The sequence below is a fragment of the Streptomyces litchfieldiae genome (genome assembly GCF_031845365.1).
GTDB classification, from domain to species: domain Bacteria; phylum Actinomycetota; class Actinomycetes; order Streptomycetales; family Streptomycetaceae; genus Streptomyces; species Streptomyces litchfieldiae.
Window position 1 is genome coordinate 89165 of sequence record NZ_JAVREL010000021.1, and the last position, 14147, is coordinate 103311.

Annotated in this window: 16 protein-coding genes and 1 riboswitch; of the genes, 7 read left to right on the forward strand and 9 right to left on the reverse strand. The window is 74.6% G+C overall.

Annotation, left to right across the window (positions count from 1 at the left end):
* Positions 1–68 precede the first annotated feature (68 nt).
* The 3 genes from RM590_RS28705 to RM590_RS28715 form a co-directional block, all read right to left on the reverse strand.
* Positions 69–476: a DUF3040 domain-containing protein gene (locus tag RM590_RS28705; RefSeq protein WP_311707652.1), complete on the reverse strand. Its 408-nt coding sequence runs from the start codon at positions 474–476 to the stop codon at positions 69–71.
* A gap of 202 nt (positions 477–678) precedes the next feature.
* Positions 679–1476, reverse strand: a complete 798-nt coding sequence (locus RM590_RS28710; protein WP_311707653.1) for a class I SAM-dependent methyltransferase — start codon at positions 1474–1476, stop codon at positions 679–681.
* A 41-nt stretch (positions 1477–1517) separates the two neighbouring features.
* A complete protein-coding gene (locus tag RM590_RS28715) occupies positions 1518–1988 on the reverse strand; it encodes an SAV_6107 family HEPN domain-containing protein (protein WP_311707654.1) in 471 nt (156 codons plus the stop codon).
* A gap of 148 nt (positions 1989–2136) precedes the next feature.
* Here RM590_RS28715 and RM590_RS28720 point away from each other — a divergent pair, with 148 nt between their 5' ends.
* Together RM590_RS28720 and RM590_RS28725 are read left to right on the forward strand one after the other, a co-directional pair.
* Positions 2137–2745 (forward strand): TetR/AcrR family transcriptional regulator, encoded by a 609-nt coding sequence (locus tag RM590_RS28720; RefSeq protein WP_311707655.1) that lies wholly within the window; start codon positions 2137–2139, stop codon positions 2743–2745.
* Positions 2746–3194: 449 nt separating this feature from the next.
* Complete coding sequence (locus RM590_RS28725) at positions 3195–4610, forward strand: phytoene desaturase family protein (RefSeq protein ID WP_311707656.1); 1416 nt, start codon at positions 3195–3197, stop codon at positions 4608–4610.
* Here RM590_RS28725 and yczE read toward each other — a convergent pair.
* Entirely contained in the window at positions 4576–5145 is a 570-nt protein-coding gene (yczE, locus tag RM590_RS28730; RefSeq protein WP_311707657.1) for a membrane protein YczE, read from the reverse strand. The genes RM590_RS28725 and yczE overlap by 35 nt on opposite strands.
* Here yczE and RM590_RS28735 point away from each other — a divergent pair.
* Positions 5123–6163: an aminotransferase-like domain-containing protein gene (locus RM590_RS28735; protein WP_311707658.1), complete on the forward strand. Its 1041-nt coding sequence runs from the start codon at positions 5123–5125 to the stop codon at positions 6161–6163. The genes yczE and RM590_RS28735 overlap by 23 nt on opposite strands.
* Before the next feature lie 12 nt (positions 6164–6175).
* Here RM590_RS28735 and RM590_RS28740 read toward each other — a convergent pair whose 3' ends face one another.
* From RM590_RS28740 to RM590_RS28760, 5 genes are read right to left on the reverse strand one after another with little or no spacing between them, the layout of a single operon-like run.
* The gene (locus tag RM590_RS28740; protein WP_311707659.1) at positions 6176–7105 is read right to left on the reverse strand and encodes a hypothetical protein; all 930 of its coding nucleotides are present in this window, start codon (positions 7103–7105) and stop codon (positions 6176–6178) included.
* A gap of 24 nt (positions 7106–7129) precedes the next feature.
* Positions 7130–8056 carry a methylenetetrahydrofolate reductase [NAD(P)H] gene (gene metF, locus RM590_RS28745; protein WP_311707660.1) on the reverse strand — a complete coding sequence of 309 codons (927 nt, stop codon included), beginning with the start codon at positions 8054–8056 and terminating at the stop codon, positions 7130–7132.
* A 31-nt stretch (positions 8057–8087) separates the two neighbouring features.
* Complete coding sequence (gene thiE, locus RM590_RS28750; RefSeq protein ID WP_311707661.1) at positions 8088–8735, reverse strand: thiamine phosphate synthase; 648 nt, start codon at positions 8733–8735, stop codon at positions 8088–8090.
* A 27-nt stretch (positions 8736–8762) separates the two neighbouring features.
* Complete coding sequence (locus RM590_RS28755) at positions 8763–9128, reverse strand: Rv2175c family DNA-binding protein (RefSeq protein WP_311707662.1); 366 nt, start codon at positions 9126–9128, stop codon at positions 8763–8765.
* Positions 9129–9160: 32 nt separating this feature from the next.
* Entirely contained in the window at positions 9161–10372 is a 1212-nt protein-coding gene (locus RM590_RS28760) for an NAD(P)/FAD-dependent oxidoreductase (RefSeq protein ID WP_394813995.1), read from the reverse strand.
* A 78-nt stretch (positions 10373–10450) separates the two neighbouring features.
* A riboswitch (TPP riboswitch) is annotated at positions 10451–10562 on the forward strand.
* 6 nt (positions 10563–10568) lie between these two features.
* Here RM590_RS28760 and thiO point away from each other — a divergent pair.
* The 4 genes from thiO to RM590_RS28780 all read left to right on the forward strand — a co-directional run bounded on the left by thiO (position 10569) and on the right by RM590_RS28780 (position 14105).
* Positions 10569–11735 (forward strand): glycine oxidase ThiO, encoded by a 1167-nt coding sequence (thiO, locus tag RM590_RS28765; RefSeq protein ID WP_311707695.1) that lies wholly within the window; start codon positions 10569–10571, stop codon positions 11733–11735.
* Positions 11732–11932 (forward strand): sulfur carrier protein ThiS, encoded by a 201-nt coding sequence (thiS, locus tag RM590_RS28770; RefSeq protein WP_311707664.1) that lies wholly within the window; start codon positions 11732–11734, stop codon positions 11930–11932. The genes thiO and thiS overlap by 4 nt, the downstream gene beginning before the upstream one ends.
* A gap of 4 nt (positions 11933–11936) precedes the next feature.
* The gene (locus RM590_RS28775) at positions 11937–12791 is read left to right on the forward strand and encodes a thiazole synthase (RefSeq protein ID WP_311707665.1); all 855 of its coding nucleotides are present in this window, start codon (positions 11937–11939) and stop codon (positions 12789–12791) included.
* Between the two features lie 66 nt (positions 12792–12857).
* Complete coding sequence (locus RM590_RS28780; RefSeq protein WP_311707666.1) at positions 12858–14105, forward strand: septum formation family protein; 1248 nt, start codon at positions 12858–12860, stop codon at positions 14103–14105.
* Positions 14106–14147 lie beyond the last annotated feature (42 nt).

The following is a 14147-nucleotide window of genomic DNA, read 5'->3' on the forward strand; positions in this document are numbered from 1 at the left end:
AAGCGAAGGGGCCGCCCGGGGAGATCCCCGGGCGGCCCCTTCGACGTCCGCTGCTGTCGGGCGGCCGCTCAGTCGTCGCGCTCGTCGCGGCGCCGCTGCCAGCGCTCCTCGATCCGCGTCATCATCGAGCGGCGCTGCCGCTGCCGCTGGCGCTGGCCGCGCGCCGGGCGGCCGCCGCCCGCCCGGGCCTGTCCCTCGCCGGGCGGCGGCGACTTGCGCCAGCCCGTCACGGCGACGACGGCGCACCCGAGCATGACCAGGAATCCCACCACACTGAGCGCGATGAACTGCGCGACCATGCCTCCCATGAGGAGGCCGATACCGACCAGGAATCCGGCAATGGCCTGATAGACCCGCTTGCGCGTGTACGTGCGCAGCTCGTTACCCTCGAGCGCTGTCGCGAATTTGGGGTCTTCGGCGTACAGCGCTCGCTCCATTTGTTCGAGCATGCGCTGCTCGTGGTCCGAGAGCGGCACGGAGTCCTCCTACTCGTCGGTCGCGGTGGCGACCCGATCCGACTCTTCAAGGATAGGCAGGGATGTCTCCCTGTGAAACCCACCCCTGTACGCCAATTTCGCCCACCACACCCGCCTTCCCGGGCCCGCGGGATGGAAAAGACCTTCCCGCGCCGACCGCGGTTCATGCGGGGGGCTCTTCCCGATGATACGAGGAACGGGACTACAGGTCGCCTGGGAGCTCAGCCAGCAGGTGCAACTGGCCCGCGATCGCCTGGAACGCGGGCTGACCGGCGGCTTCCGCTTCCAGCCGGGTCAGCGCCTGGAGGGCGTCCGGCTCCGTGTCCACCAGCGATCCCGGCACCAGATCGGCGAAGATCCGGATGCCGTGCACCTCGCCGGGGACCAGTCCGGCGCCGGCCACCAAGTCGCGCAGCCCGGCCACGGTGAACCGGTGCGGCACGGGGTCGGCCGCGCCCCAGCGCCCCGCGGGATCCCCGAGTACCCGTCTGGCCTCGGTGAAACGTCCCGCCAGCGCGCGGGACAGCACGGCGCCGCCCGCGCCCGCGGCGAGCAGGCTCAGCGTGCCGCCGGCGCGGCGCAGCGCGCCGGTCACGGCCGCCAGGGCGGCGGCCGGATCGTCCACGTGCTCCAGCACGCCGTGGCACAGCACCAGGTCGTACCGGTCGCGGCCGGCCACCTCCAGCAGGTCGGAGGTGTCGCCCTGCACGCCCGTCACCCGGTCCCCGACCGCCTCCTCGGCCGCGCGGCGCTCCAGCGCGAAGAGGGCGTCCGGGCTCGGGTCCACGACCGTGACGCGGTGGCCGAGACCGGCCACGGGAACGGCGAAACTCCCGCTGCCGCCACCGGTGTCGAGCACGTCCAGCGACTGGCGCCCGGCGGCCTCGGCACGCCGCCGCAGCGCCTCGCGCAGCACGCTCCACACCACTCCGGCGCGCAGCGCGGCATGCGGTCCGGGCAACGGCCCTCCCGGGGGACGGACCCTCGACTCTGACGGCATGGCGCGCGCTCCTCGGTGCGGTGATAAGGGGCGCCACCACCCTACTTCGCGCCTGGCCCGCCCAGATCGCGGTCCGCCCGCAACACCGGCTGGCGCAGCAGCATCTCCTCCACCAGCCGCAGGAAGAAGCCCGCGGCGCGGCGCAGGTCGTCCGCGTCCCCGCGGCCGGCCACCCCTCGGATACCGGCCTCTATCCGGGCGCGCCGGTCGGCGCTGGCGGCGAACAGCACGCTCCACTCCGCCAGCTCGGGCGCTATCTCGGGCAGCACCTCCCACACGCTGCGGATCCGCCGCCGGGCGCGGGCCGAGGTCTCCGGCCGTCCCCGGACGGCCAGCACGGCCGCCGCCGCGCGCAGTGCCGCGAGATGCGCGGCGACATAGGATTCGCCCGGGTCGGCGAGCGCCGCCGCCTCGTCGAGGCCGCGCTCGGCCTGGGCCAGCAGATCGAGGGCGGCCGGGGGCGCGGGCGCCCGGCGGGGCACCGGGTGCACATCGGTCGGGATTCCGGTCATGACGAGCCTCCAGTCAGTCGTCATTCACGTCATTCAGCGGTCCAGCTCTGCGATCGTTCTGCGCCGTATGCGCATCTGTGCACATGGTGACCCATGGCACTGACAATCCCTGGCGCACGGCCTTCCGGGGGAGGTAGAGAATCGCCCCATGACAAGCGCGAGCACCCGTCGCAGCGCGACCCGCCGCCGGCTCTACGCGGCCGCGGTCACTCTCATCGCGGAACAGGGCTACTCCTCCACCACCGTGGAACAGATCGCCGAACGGGCGGGCGTGGCGAAAGGGACGGTCTACTACAACTTCGGCAGCAAGACGGACTTCTTCGAGGCGATGCTGCGCGACGGCGTGGCGCCGCTGACCGTGTCGCTGCGGCGGGCCGCGCGGGGGGCGTTCGAGCGGGGCGGCGGCTCGCTGGACGCGCTGGACGCCATGGCCGGCGCCGGCCTGGCCTTCATCACCGCCCACGCCGACTTCACGCGGCTCCTGGTGGCCGAGCAGTGGCGCACCAGCCGCGCCTGGCACCCGACGCTGGTCGATCTGCGCCGCCAGGTCACGGGGGTGGTGGAGGACATCCTCCAGGAGGGCGTGAAATCGGGCGAGTTCAGCGATTCACTGGACATCCAGCTCACCGCGGGCGCCCTCGTCGGGATGGTCATGATCGGGGCGCTGGACTGGCAGACGTTCCACGCAGGCCGGCCGTCGGAGGAGATGCACGCGGCGCTGTCGGACCTGCTGCGCGGCCGGCTCGCCGGGGACTGAGGTCCGCGGTCCGTCGACCACGGCCCGCCCCCGGCGAGACTCCCCCTAGGGCCTGTCTGGAGTCCCCGCCCGGGCCCGCGACGCCAGTCACGGCACCTCGCTGCTCCCCCAGACTTCGTCCGGGAGGTGCCCCCAGTCGCATCGCGCGAGTACGGCCAAGTACGAGTTGCGATACTCCGCCTTGCTGGGGGCACCTCCCAGGCCCCCAAGGGCCTGGGGGAGCACCGCGTCTGACGCCGCGGGCTGATCCGACCGGGAACTCCAGACAGACCCTGATCAGCCGGGGCCGCCCGCTCCGCCACCCCGTGTCGGCGGAACGGGCCGGGCGCCCGGCCGGTCCCCAGCCTTCCGGCTGGCGGGGCCGCTCCCCATGCGCGCTTGTACTCAGATAGGTACTCAGCCGGTACTCAGGAACGGCCCGCCGGGCGCGCCGGGTAAGGTGCTGGCCCATGGCTCGGATCGTGGTGGTCGGCGCCGGAATGGGCGCCATGGGGGCCGCCGCCCGGCTGGCCAGGGCGCGCCACCGGGTGACGGTGGTGGAGCGCGGCGACACGTACGGCGGCGCCGTGGGCCGCTGGGAACGCGACGGCTTCGTCTTCGACACCGGCCCCGGGCTGCTGCACTTCCCCGCCGTCTGGCGGGACCTGTACATCAAGACCGGCCGCCGGGAGCTGGCCGAGGCCGTGGACCTGACCCGGGTCGACCCGGCCGTCGAGCACCGCTTCGCCGACGGCACCGCCGTGCTGCTGCCCGCCGCGCTCGGCGGCGCCCGGCAGGCGCTCGACACCGCGCTGGGCGCCGGCGCGGGCGACCGCTGGGCGGCGCTCCTCGGGCGGGCGCGCCAGGTCTGGGAGGCCACCCGCCGCCCGCTGCTGGAGGAGCCGCTGACCGGTCCCGAACAGCGCGGTGAACTGGCCGCGTTGGAGCCGTTCCCCGCGCGCCGTCAGGGGCTGCTGCGCCGGCGGGCCCCGGCCACGCTGGCGGAGCTGGCCGCCGAGGAGCTGCGGGATCCCCGGCTGGCCGCGCTGCTGACGGGGGTCGTCCAGGACTACGGCCTGGATCCGGTGCGCGCGCCGGCGAGCGCCGCGATCCTGGCCTACGCCGAGCAGACCTTCGGCACCTGGTACCCGGCGGGCGGCATGCGGGCGCTGGCCGACGCCGTGTACAAGCGCTGCCTGGACCGGGGCGTGGAGTTCGTCTTCGGCGCGAGCGCGGCGCGCGTGCTGGCGCGCGACGGCCGCGCGGCGGGCGTGGAGCTGGCCGATGGCACCCGGTATCTGGCCGACACGGTCGTGTGGGGCGCCGCCGGAATGGGCCAACCACCGTCCGGATCCAGCCGTTTCTCGCTCCTGCTGGCGCTGCGCGGGGCGCGCCCGGACGGCACCCCGCACCGCACCCTGGTGCACGCCGACGGGCTGACGGTGTCCGTGCTGCGCCCGGGCGATCCCGCGCTGTGCCCGGACGGCGCGCATGAGACGGCGGTGCTGTCGGCGCTTGTGCCGGCGCAGGGGCAGGGCACGGTGGACTGGGCGGCGCCGGACGCCGCGGCGGACGGCGCCGACCGGCTGCTGGCCGCCGCCGACGCGGCCGGACTGGGCCTCGGTGAACGGGTGTTGTGGCGCGAGGCGCGGACGCCCCTGGACATCGAAGGAGCCACGGGCGTGCCCGGCGGCGTGATCCCGGGCCCGGCGCTGGCGGGCCTGGGCGGCGCGTTCCTGGCGGCGGCCAACACCGGCCGGCTGCCCGGCGCCTACCGGGTAGGCGCCCTGGCCCACCCCGGCGGCGGCCTGGCCCACGCCGGCATGTCGGGCACGCTCGCCGCGGGCCTGATCAACGAGGGGCCCGACTGGCGCGGCTCCTACTAGCTCTCGGCCCGGCGGCGCGTTCGGCGGCGCTCCGGTAGGCAAACCGGGGCAGGAAGAACTGGGTGACCGGGCCGAGTGCCAACGCGTACAGCACCGTGCCGGCCCCCACCCCGCCGCCCAGGAGCCAGCCCCCGGCGAGCACGGTCAGCTCGATCACCGTGCGGACGAACCGGAGGGAACGCCCGGTTCTGGCCGCCGCGCCGGTCATCAGCCCGTCCCGGGGACCGGGGCCGTGGCGCGCGCCGACATAGACGGCGACGGACAGCCCGTTGAGGAGCACGCCCCCGGCCAGCAGGCCAAGCCGGGCCGGGAGGCCGAGGTTCTGGGGGATCAGCGCCAGGCCGAGGTCCGACGCGAAGGCGAGGACCACGATGTTCGCGGCGGTGCCGAACGTCGGCCGCTGCCGCAGCGGGATCCACAGCAGCAGCACCGACACGCCGACGACCGCGCTGATCACGCCGAAGCTCAGGGACGTGCGCAGCGCCAGCCCCTCGTACAGGACGCTCCACGGGTTGACGCCCAGCGACGCGCGCACCCCCGGCTACCACCCCTTTGGCCTGCCGGACCTGCGGGCCGCGATCGCCGAGCGTTTCACCCGGCGCGGCCTGGCCACCGTTCCCGAGCAGATCCTGGTGACCTCCGGCGCCCAGCACGCGCTCACGCTGGTCCTCGGACTCCTGGCCGGGCCCGGCGACCGGGTCATGGTCGAGAACCCGACCTATCCGAACGCCCTGGAGGCCATGCGCCGCGCCCGGCTGCGCACCGTGTCGGTCCCGGTGACCGACACCGGCTGGGACATCGGGATCATCGAGGCCACCCTGCGCCAGTCGGTGCCCCAACTGGCCTATCTGATCCCCGACTTCCACAACCCGACCGGCTGCCTCATGCCCGTGCCGGACCGCGTTCGTATCCTGTGCGCCGCGCAGCGCTCCGGCACCTGGCTGGTCGTCGACGAAACCCTGGCCGATCTCGCCCTCGACGTCCCCGCCCCGCCGCCGTTCGCCTCGCACGCCGCGCCCGGCCAGGTCGTCACTCTCGGCTCGATGAGCAAGACCCACTGGGGCGGCCTGCGCATGGGCTGGCTGCGCGCCCCCGCGCGGCTCGTGACCGAACTCGCCGCCCAGCGCGTCGCCACCGACATGGGCGGCTCGGTGGTGGACCAGTTGCTGGCGCTCGACCTGCTGGCGGAGGGCGGGGAGGTGGCGCCGGGGCGCCTCGACCGGCTGCGCGAGCAGCGCGCCGCGCTGGGCGCCGCCCTGGCCGAGCACTTCCCGTCGTGGACCTGGCGGTCACCGCCCGGCGGCCTGTCGCTCTGGGCCGACCTGGGCGAGCCCATCGCCTCGGCGCCGGCCGAGCGGGCGCTGGACTACGGGGTGCGGATCGAGGCCGGGGCGCGTTTCGCCACCGACCCGGGCGTCTTCGAACAGCGCCTGCGCGTTCCCTACACGCTGCCGCCAGACGCCCTGCGCGAGGCCGTGCAGCGCATGGCCGCCGCGCTCGCCGACGGCCTCCCGCGCTCGTCCGCCGCCCGGGGACCGCGCTGGGTCGCGTGACGGCACCGGCCCTCAATAACGCTGGTCGTCCGTGAAGTAGTAGCCCTGGCCCGAGGAGTCGTAGGCGTCGTACTGCGGGGCCGGCTGGGCGAACTCGTCCGGGCCGGGCGGGCCGTAGCCGGGGTCGGGCACGGGGGACTCGCGCTGCTGCGGGACCCAGAGCCCGCCGGGCGGCGTCTCCTGGTAGTACGCGTCGGCCGAACCGGCGGTCCCCCAGGCCGCGGTGGCCTGCTCGTCGGCGTAACCGCCGTGCCCGCCCGCGTAGTCGGCCGCGTACGTCTGGTGGTCGGGCTGGGGCTCGGCCGGCAAGGCGTGAGTGCCCCAGTCGGTCCCGGGAGTGCCCCAGGCGGGCGTCTCGGCGGGGTACGCCTCCGCCGGGTAGCCGGGGTAGCCCTCGCCCGGCTCCGGCGCGGCGGCGTACGGGTCCTGGTACGTCTCCTGCTGGTACGGCTGCTCGCCCTGTGCGTACTGCTCGTCCTGCCCGTACTGCTCCGGGTAGTCGGGGGCGGCGACGGGCTGCGGCGGCGCCTCCGCGTATATCTCCTCGCCGTACCCCGCGCCGTCCTGGTAGCCGGCGAACTCCTCGGTGCCGGGGCCCTCGGCCTGGGGCGCCTCCTCCGGCAGCGGCGGCATGGGCTGCACCGCGCCGCCCGAACCGACCTCGCGGCGCCGCTTGCTGGTGCCCGGCTTGCCGCCGAGCGCCCAGCCGGTGGAGAAGCCGCGGCGGAAGGACAGCGTGACGAACGTCTGCCCCGTGGCGAACGCGGCCGTGCCCAGCGCGATGACGAACACGGAGGGCAGCAGCACGCCGACGACGACGCACAGGAAGCCGCAGAAGGCGACGAGTCGCCAGCGCAACCGTGCCTTGTACTGGAGCAGGACCTCACCGAGCAGCCATAGGGCCACGACGCCGAACGCGATGTAGAGGACCGCCCAGCCCATGTACGCCCCTCTCCGCAGGGATTCTCAAGTCCGCTGATGCAGACCGAGATTCTTGTAGACGTCCAGCGTCGCCGTGGAGTGTGCCGATGTGTTCAGCGTGATGAAGTGCAGCCCGGGGATGTCCTCATCCATCAGCCTCGCGCACAGCTCCGTGGCGAATTCGATCCCGACCGAGCGTACAGCCATCGGGTCGTCTTTGACCGCGAGGATGCGGCTTTCCAGCTCGGGCGGGAACGCCGCGTTGCTGAGCTGCGTGAACCGCTCGATCTGCCGCACGTTCGTGATCGGCATGATCTCCGGAATGATCGGCGTCTCGCAGCCGGCCGCCGCCACGCGGTCGCGCAGCCGGAGATAGTCCTCCGGGTAGAAGAACATCTGCGTGATCGCGAAGTCCGCTCCGGCGCGGCACTTGTTGACGAAGTGGCGGATGTCGGTGTCCCAGTCCGTGGACCGTGGGTGCATCTCGGGGAACGCGGCCACGCCCACGCAGAAGTCGCCCGACTCCTTGATGAGACTGACCAGTTCGGCCGCGTAACTGACACCCTCCGGGTGCCGGGTCCACTCCCCCATCGGATCGCCCGGCGGGTCGCCGCGCAGGGCCAGCATGTTCCGGATGCCGGCGCCGGCGTACTGCCCCACGATGTTCCGCAGCTCGGCGACCGAGTGGTTCACCGCGGTGAGGTGGGCGACGGGGGTCAGGGTGGTCTCGGTGGCGATCCGCTCGGTGGCGCGCACGGTGCGCTCCCGCGAGGAGCCGCCCGCACCGTACGTCACCGAGACGAACGTGGGCGCGACCGCCTCGACGCGGCGGATGGCGCTCCACATGGTGCGTTCACCCTGCTCGGTCTTCGGCGGGCTGAACTCGAACGAGAACGAGCGCTCACCGGCGGCGAGCAGGTCGCGAACTGTCCGCGCCCGCCCGGTCATCGTGCTGGCAATCCCAAGGGCCATGACCGAAGGTTACCCAGGCCATACAAACAGATCACCCCGTTGTCCGGTCTCCGGACGCCCGCAGCCGGCGGGCCAGGGCCGCCGCGGCGGCTCCCGGGTCATCGGCGCGGGTCAGGGCCCGGACGACGACGACACGGCGGGCGCCGGCGGCCAGCACCTGGTCCAGGTTCCCCTCGTCGATTCCGCCGATGGCGAACCAGGGGCGCTCCCCGGCCACCGACGCGGCGTACCGGACCAGGGGCAGGCCGGGCGCGGGCCGGCCGGGCTTGGTGGGGGTGGGCCAGCAGGGGCCGGTGCAGAAGTAGTCCACACTCGGGTCGGCCAGGGCCGCGTCCACCTCCGCCTCGGCGTGGGTGGACCGCCCGATGAGCACGCCGTCGCCCAGGATGGCCCGGGCGGCGGCGACGGGCAGGTCGCCCTGCCCGAGGTGCAGCACGTCCGGCCGGGCGGCGTGGGCGACATCGGCGCGGTCGTTGACGGCGAGGAGCTTGCCGTGCCTGCGGCACGCGTCCGCGAGGACCTCCAGGTACCGGAGCTCCTCGGCCGCCTCCAACTCCTTGTCGCGCAACTGCACGATGTCGACGCCGCCGGCCAGCACGGCGTCGAGGAACGCCGGCAGATCGCCCTCCCGCCTCCTCGCGTCGGTGCACAGATAGAGCCGGGCGTCGGCGAGCCGCATGCGTACCCCTTGCGTTCTGCGTTCAGATCACACGGCGAGCGCCTGGGCGCGGCGCTTCACCTCCGTGCCCCGATTCTCCCGCAGGGCCTGTGCGGGCGTGCCCGGGAGGCTGTCGTCGGGCGTGAACAGCCACTCCAGCATCTCCTCGTCGGTGAAGCCGTCGTCCCGGAGCAGGGTCAGGGTCCCGGCGAGGCCCCGGACGATCTTTCCGTCGCCGACGAACGCGGCGGGCACCTGGAGGACGCGACCCTCTCCCCTCCGCACGGCGATGAGCTGGCCCTCCTTGACCAACTGGCGGACGCGGGTCACCTCCACGCCGAGCTCTTCGGCGACATCAGGGAGGGTGAGCCAGGCGGGGACGAGAGCGTCGGTGTTCGCATCAATCTCGGTCACGTCTCCAGCGTGCCATCTCCCACCGACAGCCGTCAGCGGGCGGCGGCCTTCAGTGGTACGGACGGGTCGGCGACGCGCTCCGGGTCGAGGGGGGTGGCCCGTTCGATCAGCCGGCGGCCCTGGGCCAGATCGCGCGGCCGGTCCACCGTGAGCAGCGCCCGCAGCACGCCCTCGCGGAGCCAGCACACGCTCCAGGCGGCGTCGCCCCCGGCCGGGTCGCCGCGCCGGACGAGCGCGTCCGCCGGCTCGTGATACCCGGCGTACTGCACATAACGCCCGAACTGCTCGGACCAGAAGTACGGCACCGGGTCGTGCGCCGCCGTGCCGCCCAGGATCCCGGCGGCGACGGTGCTCGGCCCGGTCAGCGCGTTGTCCCAGTGGTGCACGAGCAGCCGCCTGCCGTACCGGGCCGAGGGGAACGACGCGCAGTCCCCGACCGCGTACACGCCGGGCACGCCGGTGCGCAGGCCCGCGTCGGCGCGGACCGAGCCGTCCGGCTCCAGCGGGATGCCGGAGTCCCGCAGCCAGCCGGTGGCCGGCCGCGAGCCGATGCCGACCAGCACGGCGTCGGCGCCCAGCACCGTGCCGTCCGCCAGCTCCACCTCGCCGTCGCGGACGGCCGTCACCGGATGCCCGGTGCGCAACTCGGCGCCCGCGTCCGCGTACCAGCGCCGCATCGGGGCCCCGACCTCGGCGGGCAGCACCCCGGCCAGCGGCTGGTGGGCGGCCTCGACGACGGTGACCCGGCAGCCGGCCAGCCGGGCGGCGGTGGCCACCTCGGCGCCGATCCAGCCGGCGCCGACCGCGACGACGCTGCCGCGCGCGTCCAGCACCGGCTTCAAGCGGCGGGCGTCGGCCAGCGTGCGCAGCACGTGGACGCCGGGCAGCGCGCCGGTGCCGGGCAGGGTGACGGGCTCGGCGCCGGTGGCCAGCACCAGGTGGTCGTAGGGCAGCGGCCCGGCGTCGGTGTTCAGGACCCGCTCGCCGGTCAGCACGCCGGTGGCGGCGCGGCCCAGCAGCAGGTCGACGCCGAGGGCCGCGAAGTCGAAGTCCAGGTCGGCGGATTCGGCCTTGCCCAGCAGCAGGTCCTTGGAGAGCGGCGGCCGGTCGTAGGGCCGGTGCGGCTCCGCGCCGACGAGCGCGATCTTGCCGTCGAACCCCTGCTCCCTCAAGCGGGCGGCGGTCCCCGCGCCCGCCAGTCCGGCCCCCACGATCACGACGCGCTGCTCAGTCACGGCGTCCAGCCTACGAGGGCGCAAGGGCCGGACGGCCCCGGAGCCGCCTCCGCCGCCCCGGCCGGCCCGTACTAGGCTGGCCGGCGGTAAGGCACCCGCGGGAGCCCGGCGCACCGGGCTGAGAGGGAGGCTGTCCGGCCTCCGACCGTATGCACCTGATCCGGGTCATGCCGGCGAAGGGAGGAGGCGCGTGACTGCGCGCGACATGGAAGAGACACGGACCTCGTTCGACGCGGTGGTCGTCGGGGGCGGCGTCATCGGGCTGGTGACCGCCTGGCGGGCGGCCGGGCGCGGACTGCGCACGGCCGTCGTCGATCCCCGGCCGGGCGGCGGCGCGGCGCAGGTGGCGGCCGGGATGCTGGCCGCCGTGACCGAGCTGCACCACGGCGAGGAGGCGCTGCTCGACCTCAACCTGGCCTCGGCGGCCCGTTATCCGGACTTCGCGGCCGAGCTGGCCGAGGCGGCCGGGGCCGGCATCGGCTACCGCGCCTGCGGCACGCTGGCCGTCGCGCTGGACGCCGACGACCGTGCGGAGCTGCGGGAGCTGCATCTGCTCCAGCAGCGCTGCGGGCTGGACACCCAGTGGCTGACCGGGCGGGAGTGCCGGAAGCTGGAGCCCATGCTGGCGCCCGGGGTGCGCGGCGGGCTGCGCGTGGACGGCGACCACCAGGCGGACCCCCGGCTGCTGACGGCGGCGCTGCTGACCGCGTGCGAACGGGCCGGGGTGGCCTTCCACCGCGCCTGGGCCCGGGAGTTGACCGTCTCCGGCGGGCGCGCCACCGGCGTGCTGCTCGACAGCGGAACGGCGCTGGCGGCCGGCGCGACCGTGCTGGCCGGCGGCAGCCGCAGCGCGGGGCTCGCGGGGCTGCCGCCGGAGGTGGCGGTGCCGGTGCGGCCGGTGAAGGGGCAGGTGCTGCGGCTGCGCATGCCGGCCGGGCCCGCGCCGTTCCTCTCCCGCACGGTGCGGGCGGTGGTGCGCGGCGGCCATGTCTATCTGGTGCCGCGCGTCAGCGGCGAGCTGGTGATCGGCGCGACCTCCGAGGAGCGCGGCTGGGACACCACGGTGACGGCGGGCGGCGTGTACGAACTGCTGCGGGACGCCCATGAGCTGGTGCCCGGGCTGACCGAGCTGCCGCTGGTGGAGACGCGGGCCGGGCTGCGGCCGGCCACCCCGGACAACGCCCCGCTGCTCGGCCCCAGCGCGCTGCCCGGGCTGCACCTGGCCACCGGCCACCACCGGAACGGGATCCTGCTCGCCCCGGTCACCGGCGACGCCCTGGCCGAGGCGCTGGCCACCGGCGAACTGCCGGACTACGCACGGCCGTTCAGCGCCCAACGGGCCTTCGGCGGCGTGCCGGGGGTGATCGCGTGACCGTCTGGGTCAACGGGGAGCGGCGCGAGTTCCCGCCCGGCACCACGCTGCAGGCGCTGGTGGCGGGCCTCACCACGGCCCGGTCCGGGATCGCCGCCGCCGTGAACGAGACCGTGATCCCGCGTGGCCAGTGGCCGGGCACCACGCTGGCCGAGGGCGACCGCGTCGAGGTGCTGACCGCCGTTCAGGGAGGCTGACCGCATGACCGAGGGGACCGACGAGTCCAAGAAGACCAAGGAGACCGGGGAGACCGCCGCGGCGGACGGCCCGCTGCTGCTGGGCGGCCTGCGCCTGACCTCGCGCCTGATCATGGGCACCGGCGGCGCGCCCAGCCTTCAGGTGCTGCACGACGCGCTGGCCGCCTCGGGCACCGAGCTGACGACGGTGGCGATGCGCCGCCTCGACCCCGGGGTGCGGGGCTCGGTGCTGTCGGTGCTGAACGACCTGGGCATCCGGCCGCTGCCGAACACGGCCGGCTGCTACACCGCGGGCGAGGCTGTGCTGACCGCTCGGCTGGCGCGGGAGGCGCTGGGCACCGACCTGGTGAAGCTCGAAGTGATCGCGGACGAGCGGACGTTGCTGCCCGACCCGGTGGCCACGCTGGACGCGGCGGAGACGCTGGTCGACGACGGTTTCAGGGTGCTGCCGTACACGAACGACGACCCGGTGCTGGCGCGGCGGCTGGAGGAGGCGGGCTGCGCGGCGATCATGCCGCTGGGCTCGCCCATCGGCTCGGGGCTCGGCATCCGCAACCCGCACAACTTCCAGCTCATCACCGAACGGGCCGGGGTGCCGGTGATCCTGGACGCGGGCGCGGGCACGGCGTCCGACGCGGCGCTGGCGATGGAGCTGGGGTGCGCGGGCGTGATGCTGGCCTCGGCGGTGACCCGCGCCCGGCGCCCGGTGCTGATGGCGCGCGCGATGCGGCATGCTGTGGCGGCGGGGCGGCTCGCGCATCTCGCGGGGCGGATTCCGCGCCGGCACTTCGCGGAGGCGTCCTCCCCCATGGCGGGGCTGGCGGCGTTCGATCCGGAACGGCCGGCGTTCTCGCACTGATATACGATCCACGCTGTTGTCCGGGGGATCGACGCAGGACACCGCTTCATACCCTTGGGGGGAACCGTGACCACACCGCAGCCGCCGGACGGCCGCGCCCCCTGGGCGGTCCCCCAGGGCCCGACCGTGCCACCGCCGCCCCCGCACGCGTCGCAGCAGCAGCCGCAGCAGCAGCCCGGGTATGGCTTCCCCCCGCCACCGCCGCAGTACGGCTTCCCGCCGCCCGGCGCGCCCGCGCCCCATGGCCAACCGCCGTGGCCGGCCCGGCCGTTCAGCAGCATGGCGGTCGGCTCGTTCGTCGCGGCGTTGTTCCTCTTCCCGCTGGGCCTGGTGCTGGGCATCCTGGCGCTGGCCCGGATGGACGTCCGCGCCGAGCGCGGCAAGGGGCTGGCCGTGGCCGCCGTGACGGTCGCGGCGGCGCAGATCGTGGCGCTGTCCGTCATCGTTCCGGCGAGCATGTGGGACGACCACAGCGGCGGCCGGACCACCCAGGCGGCGCCGCCCCCGGGGGAGTTGGAGGAGGAGCCGACCGAGGAGCCGACCGAGGAGCCCGGGGCGGAGGGCGGCACGTCCCTCAGCGTCTTCGACATCGAGGTCGGCGACTGCTTCGACTCCGGCACGGGGCTGGACTCGTTCGACGAGGGCGGCGAGGAGATGACCGTCACCGGCCTGCCGTGCGACGAGCCGCACGAGGCGGAGGCGTTCGGCATCGCGCAGGTCGAGGGGTACGACGGCTTCCCGGGCGAGGACGAGATGTTCACCGTCGCCAACCAGGAGTGCGACGCCCTGGTCCAGGGATACGTCCTGGACACCTGGACGCTGCCGCTGGACGTCCAGCTCTTCTACTACTACCCCAGCGCCGAGACCTGGGACCTGGGCGACCGCGAGATCCTGTGCTTCTTCGGCCAGGTCGGCGGCTCGGACCTGACCACGTCGCTGCGCGGGGACGCGAGCTCGATGAACGAGGACCAGCTCCGCTATCTGGAGGTCACCACGCCCCTGGAGATGACGATCTGGGGCGAGCCGCTGGAGGAGGAGGACCTGGCCGCGCGCCAGGAGTGGGCCGGGCGGATGGCGGACTCGGTCAGCGGCGAGGCGGCGGCGCTGGCGGCCGACGAGTGGCCCGCGGAGATCGACGGCCTGATCGGCGAGCTGATCGCCGCCCGGGAGGCATCCCTCGTCCACTGGACGAACGCGGGCGAGGCAAGCGACCCGGACGTCCTGGGCGACGAGGTCGAGACGGGCTACGAAGTGATGGGCATCGACATCGAGATCGAGATCCGCCGGGAGCTGGAGCTGTCGACCGGATCGTGACCGTTTCCGTCACTGTTCGGCTCCAGTCCTGCACCGGGACGG